Source organism: Lysinibacillus sp. FN11, from assembly GCF_024628845.1.
Taxonomy (GTDB): domain Bacteria; phylum Bacillota; class Bacilli; order Bacillales_A; family Planococcaceae; genus Lysinibacillus; species Lysinibacillus capsici.
Window position 1 is genome coordinate 461,482 of sequence record NZ_CP102383.1, and the last position, 19,717, is coordinate 481,198.

Sequence of the window (19,717 nt, forward strand, 5' to 3'; positions counted from 1 at the left end):
ATGGGAAGTAGGGATGGATGTTGAATAAAGGGGATCAGCTTCACGATAATCAATTAAAACGTTCGATGAAAAGTCGTCACTTGTTAATGCTTTCACTTGGAGGTGTTATTGGAACAGGCTTATTTTTAAATATAGGCTATACCATTAATCAGGCAGGACCAGGAGGCGCACTGATTGGTTACTTGTTTGGTGGTTTAATTTTGTTTATGGTCATGAATTGTCTTGGGGAATTGGCTGTTTACATGCCTGTTACAGGTTCTTTCCAAACATATGCAACACGTTTCATCAGTCCTTCAGCTGGTTTTTCATTAGGTTGGATGTATTTTGTCGGGTCTGCTGCCACAGCAGGCGTTGAATTTACGGCTGCAGGTATTTTAATGCAGCATTGGTTTCCTAGTGTACCAATTTGGATATGGTGTGCTGTGTTTATGGTTCTTTTATTTGTCTTAAATGCTTTAACAACGAAGGGCTTTGCTGAAGCAGAGTTCTGGTTTGCTAGTATAAAAGTTGTTGCAGTGATTGCATTTATCATTATTGGTGGAGCGGCAATCTTTGGTTTAATTCCATTAGCAGATCGTCCTACTCCACATCTCACAAATTTAGCACCTTCTGGTTTATTCCCAGCAGGTATTACGATTATTTTTGTCACAATGATGAATGTAATTTTTTCTTATCAGGGATCAGAGCTGGTGGGTATTGCAGCAGGGGAGACCGAGAACCCTGAAAAAAATATTCCACGAGCGATTCGTACAATTCTATTCAGAATCATCGTTTTCTATATTGCTTCCATTATTGTATTATCAGCAATATTCCCAGCATCAGAGCTTGGGCTTATGGAAAGTCCATTTGTCACGTTAATGAATTTAGCTGGTGTACCATATGCCGCTGGTATCATGAACTTTGTTATTTTGACAGCTATTTTATCAGTCGGTAATTCATGTTTATATGCATCAACACGTTTATTATTTTCCATGTCACAAGAGGGGATGGCGCCTAAGTTATTTGGTCGATTAACGAAAAATAAAGTACCTTTAAATGCGCTTATTTTTACGATGGTATTCTCACTCTTATCTTTATTAACTAGTGTAATGGAAGCCGATGCTGTATTTGTATTACTAATGTCGGTAGCAGGTATATCTGTCACAATTTCATGGATGGGGATATGTGCTTCTCAGTTAATGTTCCGTTATCGCTATGTGAAGTCGGGAGGAAATGTGGCTGATCTAAAATTTAAAACACCACTATTCCCGTTGATTCCAGTATTTTGTATAATCTTTTGTGTTTTAATTTTAGTATTTTTAGCGTTTGATCCAACGCAAAGGATTGGTTTACTATACGGGATTGGCTTCTTTATTGCCTGTATAATCTTTTATCAATTGAAATTAAAAAAAGCGGCGACTGCTGCTACAGATAGCAAAAGTGAAGAAACACTAGAAGTTCGTTAATCGTACCTCTAATGAATGGGAGTTAAAGGAGAATTTTATGAATACTTTTATGTGGGATACACCCGAAAAACTACGTGCCCTATTATGTGAACTTGTGAGCTGGGAAAGCCGAACATTAACAGCGGGCGAAAATAAATTTGCCTTTCGCTTAAAAGATAAATTGTTAACGCTTCCATACTTTGGAAAGCATCCAGACTTGATTGAATTACATGATGCAGGGCTTGGCAGAAATGCAGTGACAGCCTTCTATAAGCATCCAACGGCAACAGAAACTGTTGTGTTAATCAGTCACTTCGATACCGTGCATACGGAGGAATATGGTGAACTAGAGCCGTTAGCCTTTTATCCAGAAGAACTAACGAAAAAGCTAATGGAACCTAAATACTTAAAAGATTTACCAGAGGCAGCTCGCATTGATTTGGCGTCTGGGAATTATTTATTTGGACGCGGCACAATGGATATGAAAATGGGCCTTGCCTTACACATGCAGTTGATCGAAAAGGCAAGCTTAGAGCAATGGCCGATTAATTTGATTTTAACAACGGTTCCTGATGAGGAAGTTAACTCTGCTGGTATGAGAGCGGCTGTTGTGGAACTCGTGAGACTGCGGGAACAGCATGGTTTAACTTATAAATTATTTTTAAATAGTGAGCCATCGTTTTCACAAGGGCCTTCGGATACGAATGAATATATTTATTCAGGTACAATTGGTAAAATCATGCCTGCTGCTTTATTCTACGGAAAAGAGACACATGTCGGTGAGCCATTAAAAGGGATGACAGCTACCTTTATCGCTTCCTATATGACACAGCATATGGAGTGGAATCCCCTTTTCCGTGAAACAGATTTAGGTGAAAGCACACCACTACCCGTTTCTCTACAATTAAAAGATTTAAAAATGGAGTATTCTACACAAACACCATACCGTGCGGCGGCACTTTACAATGTCTTTTTGTTAAAACGGACAGCGGCTGAGGTAATGGCTATTTTTGAGGAAGTTGCGTTACAGGCAATGGCTGCTTGCAATGCGCACTATCAGGACATTTGTACACGAGAAAATGTTCAGGGTGTGGGCAAGGTAAAGGTCTTACGCTACGAGGCATTATTGGAGCATGCGATTGATAAGTTAGGAGCTGAGGAAGTACAAGCGATTAAGCTGCAGGTTCAGCAGCATCCTGCATGGGATGATCGTGAAAAATCGATTCGTATTGTGGATCAGCTCATGATTCGCTGTCAGGAATTAGCACCTGCCACAGTCCTGTTATATGCGCCACCTTACTATCCAGCCATTAATTCATCCAACCATCCATTAGTGAAACAGTCGATTGAATTAATGAAGCAAACAGCTCAAACATTTGATATTGAGGTGGAGCAGATCCACTACTTTAACGGAATTTGTGATTTAAGCTATGTAAACTATTCAGATGCATCTAATGAGTGGCTAGCATTTGAGCGGAACACACCCGTATGGGGCGATACGTATCATATTCCATTCAAAGAGATGGCGGCATTACAAGGTCCTGTCTTAAATGTCGGCCCATTTGGTAAGGATGCCCATCAAAAAACAGAGAGATTGCATGTGGATAGTGCGTTTAAAGAGATGCCTGTTATGCTTGACACGCTTATTAAAAGCTTATTTTAGCCATATAAATTTTTCGATATTTAATTGAATACAATGTAAAAAGTTGATGCTATAAAGGTATCAACTTTTTTATTTATCAGAAAAATTTAGAATGACTTGTATTTTTCGTTATCATGACGATACATATAGGACATTATAATTATTTGAAAGTGGGCATGAGGAGAGAGCATGATGGAAAATCAAGAAAAATTAGCTTTTTCTATTCGCGAAGAAATGGTTCAGTCGAATTTAAAAGGGATGAGAATAGTTGCTTGGACACTCATGTATGTATCAGCCATTATTTCGTTAATACATTATGGAGAGGTATTTTTTGTGAAGGCGGAAAGAGCCATGGTTCCCGTCTATATTGCCATTCATATTGCCATGTTTTATATAAATGTTGCAGTATTATTATTTATCCGAGAAAAGCGAATTCATATTACTCCTGTTAATATACAGAAGTATGAACGGTTGGTTGTTGTTTATATTTACACAATAATGCTATTGATTACTGCGATATCGGTATTAGATGTTTACTTTTTCCGTCATGCAGCACTGTATGAGGTTATTTTAATCATTATTTGTACGGTATTCGCATTACCTTTACGAAAAATTGTCTGGATTATTTTGCTTTCTGCATCAGCCATTATTGTGAGTGCATATATGAGTGCTGGAATATCGAGTGAAAATATAAAAATTATATTACCCATGTCATTATTAATACCTATTGGTGTAATGATTCAATATCAGACCTATAAGGTTCGTAAACAAATCCATACCCAGCATATTTTATTGAATGAGGAAATGACCAAAACGAAGCGACTATCAGAATTGTTGGCTATTAAAAATAATGAATTGGCAGAGCAAGCATTAAAAGATTCTTTAACGAATCTACCTAATCGACGTGCATTTAATCAAAAATTGAATAAGATAGGACAGCAACTTTATCAAACACAACCTTTAACAGTCATAATGATTGATATTGATTGCTTTAAAAAATTTAATGATTATTATGGACATTTGCAGGGAGATGCTGCAATTGTCAAAGTCGCATCTCTATTGGAGGAAATTGCAGGGAAGTATAATGCATTTGTTGCCCGTTGGGGTGGCGAGGAATTTGTTATGATAAGCCAGCATACTCATAAGGTTGCTGAACCTGTATGTGAAGAAATTTTAGAAGAAATTCGACAACTTAATATCCCGCATTTACAATCTACTATTGCCCAACAAGTTACTGTTAGTATTGGAATGTGTCAAGCTAAAATCGCAAAATATGAGCATTTACAAACATGTTGTGAATTAGCTGACCAAGCGCTATATTTGGCAAAGCAAAACGGACGAAATAACTATTTCTGCAAAATGGCAATTTTTGATGAAGAAGCAAATGCGTCTATTTGAAGTCATAAAACGTTGCTACGAAGCCCTTCAATACCCCCTTAGGTTGCTTAAATTATAACGAAAGTGTTACAATATAGTTTAGTCAAAAAGAGCCAAGGAGGCATTTCTATGTCAATTGAATTAAACAATGAATTCGGCCAAATTGATATTTCAACAGATGTACTTGCACAAATTGCTGGTGGAGCTGCTGTAGAATGCTACGGTATTGTTGGCATGGCATCTAAACATCAAATTCGTGATGGTCTAACTGATATTTTACGTAAAGAAAACTTCGCAAAAGGTGTTGTAATTCGACAACAGGACGACGATTTACATATAGATATGTACATTATTGTTAGTTACGGAACAAAAATTTCGGAAGTGGCTTATCAAGTACAATCGAAAGTGAAATATACAGTAGATAAAACATTAGGTATGAGCGTAAAATCTGTCAATATCTTTGTACAGGGCGTTCGTGTAGCGAATTAAGAGGAGGAACTAAATCGAATGCAGTCTTTAGACGGTATAAAGTTTGCTGAAATGGTACAAATGGGGGCGCATCACCTATACCAAAATGCAAATTATGTAGATTCATTAAATGTTTTCCCTGTTCCAGATGGTGATACAGGTACAAATATGAACTTATCGATGACATCTGGTGCAAAGGAAACAGAGCATGCTGCTTCAGAGCATATTGGTAAAACAGCACAGGCATTATCAAAAGGCTTGTTAATGGGAGCGCGTGGGAATTCAGGCGTTATTCTATCTCAGTTATTCCGTGGTTTTGGGAAGTTTATTGAGAAGGAGTCAACAATTGATGCAAAGGGCTTTGCTGGAGCATTCCAAGCGGGTGTTGATACGGCATATAAAGCTGTTATGAAGCCAGTAGAAGGAACGATATTAACGGTGGCACGTGAAGCTGCGAAAAAAGGTCTAGAAGTAGCAGAAACTGAAAACGATATCATTGCCGTAATGGAAGCTTTTACAGCAGAGGCAAAGGCATCGTTGGATCGTACACCTGACCTACTGCCTGTTTTAAAAGAAGTGGGTGTGGTAGATAGTGGTGGTCAAGGCTTACTATTTGTGTATGAAGGATTTTTAGCTTCCTTGAAGGGGGAGGCTCTTCCGGAGAAAAATGATGCGACGCTAGATGATTTAATCAATGCAGAACATCATAGAGCCCAAGATTTCATGAACACTGCTGATATTGAATTTGGTTACTGTACAGAGATAATGGTACGCTTAGAAGAAGGAAAAGAACCTTTTAATGAAGAACAATTCCGTAATGAATTAAATCCTTTAGGTGATTCTTTACTTGTTATTTCAGATGAGGAAATTGCGAAGGTTCATATCCATTCCGAGCAACCAGGTTCTGTTCTATCGATTGGCCAAAAATACGGTAGTCTTATAAAAATTAAAGTTGATAATATGCGTGAGCAGCATTCAGCAATCGTGGGTGAAGAACATAAAGCGCCCACGCCTACCAAAAAAGTAGAAAAGCATCCGTATGCTATTGTCACGATTGCTATGGGTGAGGGTGTAGCAGATTTACTGCGCTCTATCGGTGCTTCCTATGTCATTGAAGGCGGTCAAACAATGAATCCTTCAACTGAAGATATCGTGAAAGCTGTACAAGAAATCGGGGCAGAAAAAGTATTAATCTTACCGAATAATAAAAATATAGTGATGGCAGCAGAGCAAGCGGTTGAACTATTAGAAATTGATGCAGCAGTTGTTCCTACTAAGACGATTCCTCAAGGAATGGCAGCGATTTTAGCGTTTAACCCAGAGGCGGCTGTTGATATAAATAAAAAAACAATGTCAGAAGCATTTGCAAATGTGAAGACAGGTCAAGTTACCTATGCAGTGCGTGATACATCTATTGATGGTGTTGAAATTCGCAAAGATGATTTTATGGCATTGGCAGAAGGTAAAATTGTCCTTTCTACACCAGCACTAAAGGATGCAACTGAAAAAGTAATTAAGGATTTAGTCGATGAAGATGCTGAGATTGTTACAGTGATCTATGGTGAAGATACAACTGAACAAGCTGCCTCTGAGTTGGTAGCTTTCATAGAAGAGAACTATCCAGATGTAGAAGTTGAATTATTTAATGGCAAACAAGGGTTATATCCATATATTATTTCAGTAGAATAATTACATGCTACTTTGCTATTCCGTAAAGAAAGCAGTGCACAAAACGTGTACTGCTTTTGTTTATGCTACAAAGAGAATGTTGGATTAAATTTATTAAAAACGTACTAAATATGAATCATTCAATGTACGTACCCACAGGATATAAAATTTGGAAATATTGGATTATCAACGCTTTCATAGTTGTGTATATATGGTGCGGACAATAAATGAGCATAAATATTTACTATAAATTATAGTAGTGGTAATTTTCTGAAAGTTGATAAATTAAATGCTTTACTTTTATAGTACCTATCAAGCATGATATAAATAAAAATAAATATTATTATACGGATAGAATAGAGGGGTGTTTGTATGAAGTTTACTTCAGTATTTGATATTATTGGACCAGTCATGATTGGGCCTTCCTCCTCTCATACGGCAGGAGCAGCTCGCATTGGGCGTGTTGCAAGGGATTTATTTGGTAGACAACCTAAATGGGCAAAAATTCATTTATATGGATCATTTGCAGAAACGTATAGAGGGCATGGTACAGATGTTGCAATTGTAGGAGGCTTATTAAATTACGATACATTTGATGATCGCATTAAAACGGCATTTGAAGATGCCAAAAAAGCAGGATTAGAATACGAATTCATTCCTGAAACAGCTAATACTGAGCATCCAAATACGGCTCGACTTGTCATTGGAGACGATGAAGGGGAAATGTCAGTAGTCGGTATTTCAATTGGTGGCGGAAAAATTGAAGTCAGTGAAGTCAATGGCTTTAAGTTACGTTTAACTGGTGGTATGCCAGCTATTCTTGTTGTTCATGATGATCGTGCTGGCTGTATTGCCAATGTAGCCAATTGTTTGGCGATGCATGAAGTCAACATTGGGCATATGGAGGTATCACGTATCGAACGTGGTTTAACTGCTTTAATGGTGATTGAAGTTGATCAAAACATTGAGGATAAGGTGCTACAGCAAATATCTTTAATTCCATATATTACAAAGGTCTCAAAAATTAATAACTAAGGAGGTGTCCCGTGATGGACGTTTTATTTCATAATGTTCGTGAACTTGTTGAACGAGCAGAGAAAGAAGATAAATTAATATCAGAAATTATGATTGAACAGGAAATATTGATAACTGGTAGAACACGTGAAGAAATCATCCAGCAAATGGATCGAAATCTAACAGTGATGGAAGAAGCAATTGAACGTGGATTACAAGGTGTGCAATCAGTAACAGGTTTAACTGGTGGGGATGCCGTATTACTTCAAAATTATATTGCACAAGGAAAGTCACTTTCAGGTGATTTATTATTAGATGCAGTAAGTAAAGCGGTTGCAACTAATGAAGTAAATGCTGCAATGGGAACAATCTGTGCAACACCAACAGCAGGTTCAGCAGGTGTAGTACCAGGAACACTGTTTGCAGTAAAAAACAAACTAAATCCAACTCGTGATCAAATGATTCGTTATCTATTTACGTCAGGAGCATTTGGATTTGTGGTAGCCAATAACGCTTCCATTTCTGGGGCTGCTGGCGGTTGTCAGGCAGAGGTTGGTTCAGCTGCAGGTATGGCTGCCGCTGCTATTGTTGAAATGGCTGGAGGTACACCACAGCAATGTTCCGAAGCGTTTGCCATTACACTAAAAAACATGCTAGGTCTTGTCTGTGACCCAGTGGCTGGCTTGGTTGAAGTCCCTTGTGTTAAACGTAATGCTATGGGTGCATCTAACTCCCTAGTAGCGGCCGATATGGCACTTGCTGGTGTAACAAGTCGTATTCCATGTGATGAAGTAATTGGTGCTATGTATCGCATTGGACAATCTATGAGTCCTAATCTTAAAGAGACGGCACGAGGCGGTCTAGCAGCAACACCAACAGGTAAGGCGATCAGTAAAGCCATTCTTGAAAATGGTGGCTTACAAAGCATTAAAGCCCTTCAATAAAAATAAGAAACATGCTATCTAAATAGGTAGCATGTTTTTTGTGTTGATGGATAGCTTACTGGAAAGAAAAACCCTCTTACGTACATAGTCGATTTAAGTATAATTAAATTTTAATAAGCGAATGTATTTATCTTAATTATATAGCAGGGACGTGAATAGAGATGGATTTGCGTAATTTGAAAACATTTCATGTTGTTTCAACTTACCTCAACTTTACAAAAGCGGCTGAAATTTTAAATTATAGCCAGCCTACAATTAGCCAACAGATTAAAGCGTTAGAGGAAGAGTTAGGGCATATCTTAATTAATCGAATGGGCAAGAAAATGTTTCTTTCTCAAGTAGGAAAAATAGTAAAGGAACATACAGATCAATTATTTGGGATTATTGAAGAAATGGAACAGGATTTGAAGAATTTCGAAAAGCCATTTGGTCATTTGACAATCGCTGCACCAGAGTTTTATTGTGGCTATTATTTATCGCATATTATCGGCTCGTTTTTAAAACAGTACCCTCAGGTAAACCTAAAACTTCTTTGTGCCAATAGTAAAGAAACAGCCAAACTTGTGAGTTCAAATCAAGCAGATATAGGTTTTGTAGCTGGACACCCTAGTTACGCTGGTGTAGAGGGGATTTTATTGGAGGAAGAGGATTTAGTATTGGTTGGAAATCCGCTTATTATAAAGGATCGTACTGTGCAGGAAATATTCGATGATTATCCCTTTATAACCTATGGAATGGATGACTGTATTGTCAGCTGCCTGCAAGAAATTAAGTGTAAGCCACAAACAATAGTGGAATTTGGAAGCGAGGAAGCAATTAAGAGAGCAGTATTGGAACAAGTGGGTCTAGCCTTGTTGAGTGATATTATTATACAAAAAGAGGTAACCAAAGGGAGTCTTCAAGTTCTGTACCGATTCCCTAAAAAGTTACCTACCTATTTAATTTTTCCACAAAATGCTAAAACATTTAGTAATGTAAGCACATTTATTGATTTAGTTAAAGATACATGGAAAACAATTTAATTAGTTTGTATATCGAAAAATGAAAAGAATGTTGCAGCCTGGTGAAACCGCAGGGATGTAACGTTCTTTTTATTTTTTGGATGGATCCCGATGAATTTATATGTAAATTTATCAATAGTAACTATTTAAAATAGTAATTTTTTATTTATTTTTTTATCAATTACAATGAATAAGACGGAAATTTCAAAAAAAGGGGATGGCTTTTTATGTTGGAGAGATATGTTACGCATTGATAGTGGTCATGAAAATTTGTTTTTAATCAATGATTCAACTAAGGAGGATGGCGAATGAGTAAATTTATAGCTAATAAAGAAATAGAGCAACAAAAAGGAATTAATGTTTATGTGTTAATCTTTTGCCTTATTGTTGTATCATCCATTTTAACGTATTTTATTCCAGCTGGTTCATTTCAACGGGAAGAAGTTAATGGACGTCAAGTGATTCAACCTGGGACATTTAGTTTTACAGATATGAACCCCATTGGCTTTTTAGATATTTTTAGCAGTGTACATTCTGGCATGATGCAAGGAGCAAGTATTATTTTCTTCGTATTGATAGTAGGAGGTACCTTTGGAATACTATCAGCCACAGGAGCATTAGAATCCTTTATCGCCATGCTATCTGTAAAAATGGCTAAACGCGAAATGTTAATAATACCAGTATTAATGTTGTTTTTCGCCTGTGCTGGGTCATTAATGGGGATGTCTGATGAAACGATTGTATATGTAGGGATTCTTGCACCGCTTGCTGTTGCCCTAGGGTTTGATGCAATTACAGGTTTTGCTATTGTTATTCTTGGTGCATCTGTCGGATTTTCGGCAGCTGTTATGAATCCGTTTACAGTAGGAATAGCACAAGAGATTGCGGGCTTGCCTTTATTTTCGGGAATTGCTTTTCGAATTGTCATTTTTATTGTCTTATACACAGTAGCAACAATATATGTTTATCGCTATGCAAAAAAAGTGAAAAACAATCCTGAACTTGGCTTTTATGGAAATTTCCGCAATGATGAGGGTGATTTCGTACAGGGGAATTCGAAAATGGAAATCAGACATAAGCTTGTTATGGCTACATTTCTTTTGAATTTTATCGTATTGATGTACGGGGTTGTAAAACTAGGTTGGTACATTACTGAAATAGCTGGTTTATTTTTATTGTTTGGTATTTTAATGGGGCTTATTGGCAAATTATCACCTTCGCATATTGCTAATTCATTTATGAAGGGTGCAGGGGATTTAGTTGGTGGCGCTCTTATCATTGGGTTAGCTCAGTCTATTTTAGTGATTTTCAATAACTCAGGATTGATTGATACAATTCTCTTTTACACATCTGCATTACTTGATTCAGTTCCACCTGTACTAAATGCAGTAGGGATGTTTATTTTTCAGTTATTTTTAAATTTTTTAGTACCATCAGGAAGTGGACAGGCTGCCTTAACGATGCCAATTATGGCGCCTTTATCAGATATGATTGGTGTTACAAGACAAACAGCCGTACTTGCCTATCAATTTGGAGATGGTATGTCGAATATTATTTTCCCAACAGTAGGTTTTTTAATGGCGGGATTATCAATTGCGGGTATCCCTTGGGGTAAATGGATAAAGTGGATTTTTCCGTTTATGCTTATTCAAGTAACAGTTGCGGTAATATCGCTCATCATTGCACAAGTCATACAATACGGACCTTTCTAAAGGAGTTTAACAATGGAAATAATGAATATAAAAAAATTAACAGAAAAGGCAATAGAGGATCGCCGTCATCTGCACCAATACCCAGAGCTTTCTGGGGAAGAATACGAAACAAGTGCGTTTATTCGCAAAAGACTAGAGGAGTTAGATATAGAAATTCTAGATTATGAGCCTCCAGGTGTAGTGGCATTTATAAAAGGGACAAAGGGAACAAAAACTATTGCATTACGTGCCGATATAGATGCCTTACCTATAAAAGAAGAGGGAGACAAACCGTACATTTCAGACAGGCAAGGTGTTGCTCATATGTGTGGCCATGATGGTCATACTGCGATTTTATTAGCAGTTGCAACATGGGTAAGCTTAAATAGAGAGAAAATCGAGCCGAATATCAAGCTTATATTTCAATCGGCAGAGGAAATCACCCCAAGTGGTGCTGATTTATTAATTCAAAAAGGTGTGTTGGAAGATGTAGATGCTATTTTTGGCATTCACTTATGGCAAGGTTTAGAGAAAGGAAAGATAGGTTTAACACATGGGCCGATGATGGCTTCTATTGATGATTTTGAAATTATAATTCAAGGGTATGGTGGTCATGGATCAATGCCACATGAAACAATTGATCCTATTTATATAGCCAGCCATTTAATGCAAGCTTTTCAAAGTATCATAAGTAGAAATGTCAATCCTATCGATGCGGGTGTCATTACAGTTGGTAATATACAAGCGGGAACCACTTATAATATTATTCCTGATACAGCAAAATTAACTGGAACGATCAGAGCATTGACACCGAACACTGTAAAAATCATTAAAACGAAAATGGTAAGTTTAACAGAAGGAATTTGCCGAGCATTTGGAGCAGAAGGAAAAATCGATTTTATTTTAGGAACACCTCCGCTCGTCAATGATCCAACACAATCGCGATTTATTGAATCGATTGTACGGGAACAATTTGGAGATACCGCATTTAAGGTAGTCGAACCAGTCATGGGTGGAGAAGATTTTTCTTATTATTTACAACATAAGCCTGGAGCATTTGTTTTTGTAGGTATGGGTGGTGACAAAAGCCAATATCCACATCATCATCCACGATTTGATCTAGATGAAGATGTTTTCCCTGATGCGATTCAACTATTTATAAATATTATCTTGCAACATAAATAATCAGACTATTTATACGAAAAGGAGTTTTACATCGTGATAAAAAAGATTGAAGTGTTTGCAGCACGTTTACAATTAAAGGAACCATTCGTTATTTCTTATGTTCATTTAGATGATATGCCAACTATTCTTACCAGAATAGAGACGGATGAGGGTGTAGTTGGCTGGGGCGAAGCTGTGCCTGATCAAAATGTGACGGGTGAAACTTGGGAGAGCACGTATCACGTTATTAAACATGAATTAGCACCATTATTGATTAATGAAGATCCATTTGCAGTAGATCGTATTCATAAAAAGTTTAATGAAAAAATTGATGGAGTCCCTTCAGCAAAAGCCGCATTGGACATTGCGCTCTATGATTTAATGGGGAAAATGACTGGTCAACCAGTTTATCAATTAATTGGTGGAAAAGCACATGAGGAATTACAGGTGCCAAGAGTAATTAGTATTAAGAGTCCAGAGGAAATGGCTCAAGATGCAAGTGAATTTGTTAAATCGGGTTTCCGTAATATTAAAATTAAGGTTGGTACAAATGCTGATTTAGATATTGCTCGTATTCGTGCGGTAAGAGAAGCAATAGGTGATGAGGTGCAACTGCGGGTAGATGCCAATCAAGGTTGGAATAGGATGGAGACACTAAAAGTAATTAGAGAAACTACAACTTGTCATGTAGATTGGTACGAGCAACCAGTAAAAGCACATGATTTAAGAGCGTTAAAAGAAATTAGAGCCCTTTCACCTTGTAGTATTATGGTAGACGAGGGTGTTCATACTATTTATGATTTAGTCGATGTCATAGAAATGCGTGCTGCGGATATGCTAAATATAAAATTGATGAAATCAGGTGGAATCTATCCAGCTCTAGCTCTTGCAAGTCTTGCGGAGGCTGCAGAGATGCCTTGTCAAGTAGGCTCTATGGTTGAATCAGCAATCGGAACAATGGCTGGGGCACACCTAGCCATCAGTAAGTCGATAATCCATACAAACGAGATGGTCGGACCATTAATGTTTGTAAAAGATGTGGCAAATGTTACATACTATAAAGACATCCTGCAGTTAAGCGATAAAGCTGGATTAGGAATAGAAGTTGATGAGCAATATGTGAAAGAAATTACATGTTTCTCCTGTGAAATTAAATAATCAAAAGCTTAACCCTATCAATCATTGGTAGGGTTTTTGCTTATGTGTAGGGTTAGTGAAATAATTTATGGTAAATTAGATAGAGAGAGTATAACACTACATAAACAATCAATGAAGGGAGTTGTGGGATAAGATGACTGAATTATATGGACCCGTCAATGAATTAAAAGGCGTCGGGAAAGAAACAGCAGCCCATCTTGAATCACTAGGAATCAATACAATAGCTGATTTATTATGGACGTTCCCACATCGACATGAAGATTTTCGTTTAAAAGATTTAGCACAAACACCACATAACGAACGGGTTACAGTTGAGTGTAAGGTGGAGCGGGAGCCTACGATTTTATTTTTAGGTCGCAATAAGTCAAGACTCCAAGTAAATGTTTTAGCAGGAAGACATTTAGTGAAAGTCGTATTTTTCAATCAGGGCTATTTAAAGCAAAAGCTTGTAACTGGTTCCATTATTACGGTGACTGGTAAATGGGATCGTGGTAGACAAGTAATCAATGGCACTTCAGTTACATTTGGTCCTAAAACAGATCAAGTTGACTTTGAGCCTGTCTATAGTCTGAAAGGTTTGATCCCCCAAAAAAGATTTCGAAAATATATGCGACAAGTGTTAGACGATTGTGGGGAAGTACTGCCAGAGACCATTCCATATTATTTACAAGAGTCGTATAAGCTTGTTTCAATAAGAGAGGGCTTGGAGGGTATTCATTTTCCACTGGATGCTGAACATGCTAAACAAGCAAGGAGACGCTTTGCCTATGAGGAGCTATTAAATTTCCAATTGCGTATTCAAGCTTTACGGAAAATAAGGAAGGATAGTGAACACGGTACAGTTATTCAATTTAATGTGCATAAGTTACGAGATTTTATCGCTTCCTTACCCTATGAATTAACGAATGCTCAAAAGCGCGTGGTGAATGAAATTTGTAAGGATTTGAAGGAACCACATCGAATGAATCGCTTGCTACAAGGGGATGTAGGTTCAGGTAAAACCGTCGTAGCAGCAATAGGGCTATATGCGGCCGTAACAGCAGGTTTTCAAGGCGCCTTAATGGCACCAACTGAAATATTAGCGGAACAGCACTTAGAGAATTTGAAAGAATGGTTCCAACCATTTGGCGTTCGTGTTGCACTCTTATCCGGATCCACTAAAACAAAAGAGCGACGTGCGATATTAGCTGATCTGGCAAATGGAGATCTTGATATTGTTATTGGTACACATGCACTAATCCAGCCAGATGTTATTTTTCATAAACTTGGCTTTGTCATCACGGATGAACAGCATCGCTTTGGTGTGGAGCAACGACGTATTTTGCGTGATAAAGGGGAGAATCCCGATGTGCTTTTTATGACAGCTACCCCGATACCACGAACATTAGCTATTACTGCATTTGGGGAAATGGACGTATCGATGATTGATGAAATGCCAGCAGGGCGTAAGCAGATTGAAACGCATTGGATGAAGAAAGAACAATTCGGCTCCGTTTTATCTAAGCTAGAATTAGAGTTAGCGGCTGGAAGACAAGCCTATGCGATTTGTCCGCTTATTGAGGAATCCGATAAGCTTGATGTTCAGAATGCTGTGGAAATTTATGAGCAGCTAGCGACTTATTTTAAAGAACGTTATCATGTCGGTTTAATGCATGGGCGTTTATCAGCTGATGAAAAAGATGAGGTTATGCGTGCTTTTAGTGAAGGGACTATTCAAGTTTTAGTTTCTACAACCGTTGTAGAGGTAGGAGTAAATGTACCAAACGCTACCTTTATGATTGTCTATGATGCTGAACGCTTTGGCTTAGCACAGTTGCATCAGCTTCGAGGTCGCGTTGGTCGTGGTGAGCACCAATCATACTGTATCTTACTTGCAGATCCTAAGTCTGATGAGGGGAAAGAACGTATGCAATCGATGACAGAAACAAATGATGGTTTCCGTTTAGCTGAAAAAGATCTTGAATTAAGGGGGCCAGGAGACTTTTTTGGTAGAAAGCAAAGTGGTTTACCTGATTTTAAAGTAGCTGATTTAGTACATGATTATCGTATATTGGAGACCGCTAGAAAAGATGCCTCAGAAATGCTTGAAACAAAAGCGTTTTGGCAGGATGACGACTATCAATACTTGCGTAAAATGCTAGAAGATACTGGTGTTTTACAAGGAGAGCGCTTCGATTAATGTGGGAAGCTTGTTAGCAAAGAAAGAGTGTAAGTACTTGATTTCAAAACAAGTCTTGCATTCTTTTTTTATACTCTATATACTGATATTAGTACCAAGTGCTAATAACAACTCAAAAGGTGGCGAATGAAGTTGAGACGAACGAAAAAAGAGCGACAGCGACTACTATCTGAAACGATAGCTGAAAATCCATTCGTCACAGATGAACAGCTAGCAACACAGTTTCAGGTAAGTGTCCAAACAATTCGTTTAGACCGTATGGAATTATCAATACCAGAATTACGCGAGCGAATTAAAGACGTTGCTTCAAAAAGCTATGAAAATGAAGTGAAATCTCTCCCGATTGATGAGGTCATTGGGGAGATAGTAGATATTGAATTAGATCATCGAGCACTCTCGATTTTTGATGTACAAGAAGAGCATGTTTTTCAGCGTAATGGCATCGCACGTGGGCATCATTTGTTTGCGCAAGCAAATTCATTAGCGGTTGCAGTAATTGATGACGAACTAGCATTAACCGTACATTCCAATATTACGTTTGTGAAACCTGTACGAGCTGGAAATCGTGTTATTACAAAAGCGATTGTTATCGGACGAGATGAACAAACACATCGAACAAAAGTTGAGGTAACATCTACCGTTAATGGTGAAACCGTTTTTGTTGGTGAGTTTGATATGTACCGCACGAAAGGTAAAGGTGAGTAACAATGAAATTAGCGCTTGATGGAATGGGTGGAGACAATGCACCAAAATCAGTTGTTGAAGGTGCACTTTTAGCATTAGAGCAAATTCCAAACTTAGAAATTCAACTATATGGTCATCAAGATAAGCTGGAACCATTTTTAAAACAACATGATCGATTAAAGGTTATACATTGTGAGGAAGTAGTAGAAGGAACTGATGATCCTGCCCGTGCTGTTCGTAGAAAAAAAGATTCTTCAATGGCGCGTATGATGGATGCTGTTGAAGAGGGTAAAGCAGATGCTTGCCTTTCTGCAGGCAATACAGGGGCCCTGATGGCGGGTGGCCTATTTAAAGTAGGTCGCATTGAGGGAATAGCCAGACCAGCATTAGCTACAACGCTACCAACATTAGACGGTAAAGGGTTTTTAATGCTTGATTTAGGGGCGAATGCAGATGCTCGCCCAGAGCATTTAGTGCAATATGCCATTATGGGAGATATTTATGCTAAAAAGGTTGGAGGTTTACAAAAACCTCGAATTGGCTTATTAAATATCGGTACCGAGGATAAAAAAGGGAATGAATTAACAAAAGCTACCTTCGAATTATTGAAGGAAGCAGATTTTAATTTTATTGGAAATGTAGAAGCACGTGATTTACTTGAAGGAGTAGCTGATGTTGTTGTAACAGATGGCTTTACAGGAAATATGGTGTTGAAGTCTATTGAAGGGACAGCAGGTGCTTTATTTTCTATGTTAAAAGAGGCCTTTATGTCTTCAACGAAAACGAAAATTTCAGCAGCGCTCATGAAAAATAATTTACGTGACTTAAAAAATAAAATGGACTATACAGAATATGGTGGCGCAGGATTGTTTGGCTTACAAGCACCTGTTATTAAGGCACATGGATCATCAAATGCAAAAGCGATTTTCAGTGCCATTCGACAAGCCAATACGATGGTAGAGCATACGGTTATTTCGACGATTACCGAGACAGTACGCCACATAGAAATTGATTAAGCAAAGGGGATTATTCAAATGACAAAAATAGCATTTATTTTTCCAGGACAGGGTTCACAAGTAGTTGGAATGGGTCAAGAATTTGTTGAGAATGCTGCAGAAAGTAAAGCATTTTATGATCGCGCAGATCAAGCTCTTCAATTTGAATTATCTAAATTAATGTTAGAAGGTCCAGCAGAAGAGTTAACACTGACATATCATGCACAGCCAGCACTACTTACTACTGGTGTAATGGTGGCTGAAAAGTTACGCGCAGCAGGTATAAAACCACACTACGCAGCGGGCCATTCACTTGGAGAATATGGTGCATTGGTGTTAGCAGGTGTTATGTCATTTGATGATGCCGTGTCAATCGTGCATAAACGAGGTCTTTATATGAATGAAGCTGTGCCAGCAGGACAAGGCGCAATGGCGGCAATTTTAGGAATGGAACTAGAGGCATTGAACGAGGTAACAGAGCAGGTATCAGCATCAGGTGACTCTGTTCAGGTGGCTAATGTGAATTGTCCAGGACAAATTGTTATTTCGGGCACTAAAGAAGGTGTGGATAAAGCAAGCGTTGCTGCTAAAGAAGCTGGAGCAAAACGAGCAATACCTTTAGTTGTAAGTGGTCCCTTCCACTCTGATTTAATGCGTCCATCTTCAGAGAAACTGCAAGCAGCATTGGCAGAGATCTCTTTATCTGCACCTGAAATTCCTGTAATTGGCAATGTGATGGCGAAGGAATTAAAAGATGTAGCAGCAATACAACAAGAGCTAGTTGAACAGGTATACAGTGCTGTTCAATGGGAAGCTTCTATGCGTGAAATGCTTGCGCAAGGTGTTGACGTTTTTATCGAATGTGGACCTGGTAAAGTATTAAGCGGTCTCTTGAAAAAAATTGATCGCTCTGTTGCAGCTTATTGTGTGTATGATGAAGCTTCGTTAGAAGCAGTTTTAGAAGCGTCGAAGGAGTGGTCAATCAATGCGTAAATTAGAAGGAAAAGTAGCCGTTGTAACAGGAGCTTCAAGAGGGATTGGACGTGCTATTGCTTTAAAGCTTGCAGATGAAGGTGCTAAGGTTGTTGTGAACTATAGTGGCTCTCAGGCAAAAGCAGAAGAAGTAGTAGCGATGATTCAAGAAAATGGTGGCGAAGCAATTGCTGTACAAGCTAGCATCTCTCAAACAGAAGAAGTGACAGCATTAATGGATGCTGCTGTGAAAACATACGGCTCCCTTGATATTTTAGTGAATAATGCTGGTATTACAAGAGATAACTTGATCATGCGTATGAAAGAAGACGAATGGGATGATGTATTAAATACAAACCTTAAAGGTGTTTTCCTTTGTACGAAAGCGGTCACACGTCAAATGATGAAGCAACGTGCAGGTCGCATTATTAATATTTCTTCCATCGTTGGTGTAGCAGGTAATGCTGGTCAAGCGAACTATGTTGCGGCTAAAGCAGGTGTAATTGGACTAACGAAAACGACGGCAAAGGAATTAGCTTCTCGTAATATTTTAGTTAATGCTATTGCACCAGGTTTTATCGAAACAGAAATGACAGAACAATTGCCAGAGGATATCAAACAAGGTATGCTAACACAGATTCCTCTTGCGAAACTTGGTCAGCCAGAGGATATTGCAAAAGCAGTAGCTTTCTTAGCATCGGATGACGCAAATTATATGACTGGACAAACGCTTCATATTGATGGCGGTATGGTCATGTAATTTCAATTAGGCATATACGCTGATTTTTTGTATAATCATTTGAGGGGAGGTGAATCATTTGTCTACAGTATTAGAACGCGTAACAAAAGTAATCGTGGACCGTTTAGGTGTGGAAGAAAGCGAAGTAACGCTTGAAGCTTCTTTCCGTGATGATTTAGGTGCTGACTCATTAGACGTAGTTGAGCTTGTAATGGAGCTTGAAGACGAATTCGATATGGAAATTTCTGATGAAGATGCTGAAAAAATCTCAACAGTAGGTACTGCAATCTCATACATCGAAAGTAAATTAAACTAATTTCGTTTAAACTTTATTTAGTGAAAATAGATCACCTCTAATGGTGTAATGGTCATCGTAATCATACAATGGTTTTATGGTAGCTTGAATAAAGTAGAAATTACTTTTTCTGCATTCCTTGTTTGAAGGAACAGATTCAATGAATGAAGATGTATTTAAAGGGGACGAAATGGATCGGTTTTCGATCTATTAACGTCCCTTTTTTATGTTAAAAATCTAATGACCAGTCAGCTTCAAAATGCTCTCTAATGGGAGATGCATGCTGAATTAAGAGGGATTTT

17 protein-coding genes are annotated in these 19,717 nt (G+C 38.1%); all 17 read left to right on the forward strand.

Annotated features, from left to right (window positions below):
- Positions 1-17 precede the first annotated feature (17 nt).
- The gene (locus NP781_RS02125) at positions 18-1,445 is read left to right on the forward strand and encodes an amino acid permease (RefSeq protein ID WP_257521289.1); all 1,428 of its coding nucleotides are present in this window, start codon (positions 18-20) and stop codon (positions 1,443-1,445) included.
- Positions 1,446-1,482: 37 nt separating this feature from the next.
- Positions 1,483-3,087, forward strand: a complete 1,605-nt coding sequence (locus tag NP781_RS02130; protein WP_257521290.1) for a M20/M25/M40 family metallo-hydrolase — start codon at positions 1,483-1,485, stop codon at positions 3,085-3,087.
- Positions 3,088-3,258: 171 nt separating this feature from the next.
- The gene (locus tag NP781_RS02135) at positions 3,259-4,464 is read left to right on the forward strand and encodes a GGDEF domain-containing protein (RefSeq protein ID WP_221683423.1); all 1,206 of its coding nucleotides are present in this window, start codon (positions 3,259-3,261) and stop codon (positions 4,462-4,464) included.
- A 108-nt stretch (positions 4,465-4,572) separates the two neighbouring features.
- Positions 4,573-4,932 carry an Asp23/Gls24 family envelope stress response protein gene (locus NP781_RS02140; protein ID WP_004269431.1) on the forward strand — a complete coding sequence of 120 codons (360 nt, stop codon included), beginning with the start codon at positions 4,573-4,575 and terminating at the stop codon, positions 4,930-4,932.
- 18 nt (positions 4,933-4,950) lie between these two features.
- The gene (locus NP781_RS02145; protein ID WP_257521291.1) at positions 4,951-6,600 is read left to right on the forward strand and encodes a DAK2 domain-containing protein; all 1,650 of its coding nucleotides are present in this window, start codon (positions 4,951-4,953) and stop codon (positions 6,598-6,600) included.
- A gap of 351 nt (positions 6,601-6,951) precedes the next feature.
- Positions 6,952-7,614, forward strand: a complete 663-nt coding sequence (sdaAB, locus tag NP781_RS02150; RefSeq protein ID WP_004269429.1) for an L-serine ammonia-lyase, iron-sulfur-dependent subunit beta — start codon at positions 6,952-6,954, stop codon at positions 7,612-7,614.
- 14 nt (positions 7,615-7,628) lie between these two features.
- Positions 7,629-8,537, forward strand: a complete 909-nt coding sequence (sdaAA, locus tag NP781_RS02155) for an L-serine ammonia-lyase, iron-sulfur-dependent, subunit alpha (protein ID WP_202341671.1) — start codon at positions 7,629-7,631, stop codon at positions 8,535-8,537.
- Positions 8,538-8,698: 161 nt separating this feature from the next.
- Complete coding sequence (locus tag NP781_RS02160; protein WP_257521292.1) at positions 8,699-9,559, forward strand: LysR family transcriptional regulator; 861 nt, start codon at positions 8,699-8,701, stop codon at positions 9,557-9,559.
- 287 nt (positions 9,560-9,846) lie between these two features.
- Entirely contained in the window at positions 9,847-11,250 is a 1,404-nt protein-coding gene (locus tag NP781_RS02165) for a YfcC family protein (RefSeq protein WP_257521293.1), read from the forward strand.
- A gap of 12 nt (positions 11,251-11,262) precedes the next feature.
- Positions 11,263-12,414, forward strand: coding sequence for a M20 metallopeptidase family protein (locus NP781_RS02170; protein WP_221683427.1), 1,152 nt, complete (start codon positions 11,263-11,265; stop codon positions 12,412-12,414).
- A 33-nt stretch (positions 12,415-12,447) separates the two neighbouring features.
- Positions 12,448-13,551, forward strand: a complete 1,104-nt coding sequence (locus tag NP781_RS02175; RefSeq protein WP_257521294.1) for a mandelate racemase/muconate lactonizing enzyme family protein — start codon at positions 12,448-12,450, stop codon at positions 13,549-13,551.
- 133 nt (positions 13,552-13,684) lie between these two features.
- Positions 13,685-15,730, forward strand: coding sequence for an ATP-dependent DNA helicase RecG (recG, locus tag NP781_RS02180; RefSeq protein WP_257521295.1), 2,046 nt, complete (start codon positions 13,685-13,687; stop codon positions 15,728-15,730).
- Between the two features lie 132 nt (positions 15,731-15,862).
- On the forward strand, positions 15,863-16,435 hold the full coding sequence (gene fapR / locus NP781_RS02185; protein WP_202341667.1) for a transcription factor FapR: 573 nt from the start codon (positions 15,863-15,865) through the stop codon (positions 16,433-16,435).
- A 2-nt stretch (positions 16,436-16,437) separates the two neighbouring features.
- Entirely contained in the window at positions 16,438-17,430 is a 993-nt protein-coding gene (plsX, locus tag NP781_RS02190; protein ID WP_257521296.1) for a phosphate acyltransferase PlsX, read from the forward strand.
- Positions 17,431-17,448: 18 nt separating this feature from the next.
- Positions 17,449-18,402: an ACP S-malonyltransferase gene (gene fabD, locus NP781_RS02195; RefSeq protein ID WP_221683431.1), complete on the forward strand. Its 954-nt coding sequence runs from the start codon at positions 17,449-17,451 to the stop codon at positions 18,400-18,402.
- Positions 18,395-19,141, forward strand: a complete 747-nt coding sequence (gene fabG, locus NP781_RS02200; protein WP_221683432.1) for a 3-oxoacyl-[acyl-carrier-protein] reductase — start codon at positions 18,395-18,397, stop codon at positions 19,139-19,141. The genes fabD and fabG overlap by 8 nt, the downstream gene beginning before the upstream one ends.
- A gap of 58 nt (positions 19,142-19,199) precedes the next feature.
- Positions 19,200-19,436: an acyl carrier protein gene (gene acpP, locus NP781_RS02205; RefSeq protein WP_009371143.1), complete on the forward strand. Its 237-nt coding sequence runs from the start codon at positions 19,200-19,202 to the stop codon at positions 19,434-19,436.
- Positions 19,437-19,717: the final 281 nt, after the last annotated feature.

Coding starts and splice junctions, on each gene's coding strand:
- fabD (WP_221683431.1), top strand. CDS start 17,449: ATGACAAAAATAGCATTTATTTTTCCAGGACAGGGTTCACAAGTAGTT.
- NP781_RS02160 (WP_257521292.1), top strand. CDS start 8,699: ATGGATTTGCGTAATTTGAAAACATTTCATGTTGTTTCAACTTACCTC.
- sdaAB (WP_004269429.1), top strand. CDS start 6,952: ATGAAGTTTACTTCAGTATTTGATATTATTGGACCAGTCATGATTGGG.
- fabG (WP_221683432.1), top strand. CDS start 18,395: ATGCGTAAATTAGAAGGAAAAGTAGCCGTTGTAACAGGAGCTTCAAGA.
- NP781_RS02145 (WP_257521291.1), top strand. CDS start 4,951: ATGCAGTCTTTAGACGGTATAAAGTTTGCTGAAATGGTACAAATGGGG.
- recG (WP_257521295.1), top strand. CDS start 13,685: ATGACTGAATTATATGGACCCGTCAATGAATTAAAAGGCGTCGGGAAA.
- NP781_RS02140 (WP_004269431.1), top strand. CDS start 4,573: ATGTCAATTGAATTAAACAATGAATTCGGCCAAATTGATATTTCAACA.
- plsX (WP_257521296.1), top strand. CDS start 16,438: ATGAAATTAGCGCTTGATGGAATGGGTGGAGACAATGCACCAAAATCA.
- NP781_RS02125 (WP_257521289.1), top strand. CDS start 18: ATGTTGAATAAAGGGGATCAGCTTCACGATAATCAATTAAAACGTTCG.
- NP781_RS02135 (WP_221683423.1), top strand. CDS start 3,259: ATGGAAAATCAAGAAAAATTAGCTTTTTCTATTCGCGAAGAAATGGTT.
- NP781_RS02170 (WP_221683427.1), top strand. CDS start 11,263: ATGGAAATAATGAATATAAAAAAATTAACAGAAAAGGCAATAGAGGAT.
- sdaAA (WP_202341671.1), top strand. CDS start 7,629: ATGGACGTTTTATTTCATAATGTTCGTGAACTTGTTGAACGAGCAGAG.
- NP781_RS02130 (WP_257521290.1), top strand. CDS start 1,483: ATGAATACTTTTATGTGGGATACACCCGAAAAACTACGTGCCCTATTA.
- NP781_RS02165 (WP_257521293.1), top strand. CDS start 9,847: ATGAGTAAATTTATAGCTAATAAAGAAATAGAGCAACAAAAAGGAATT.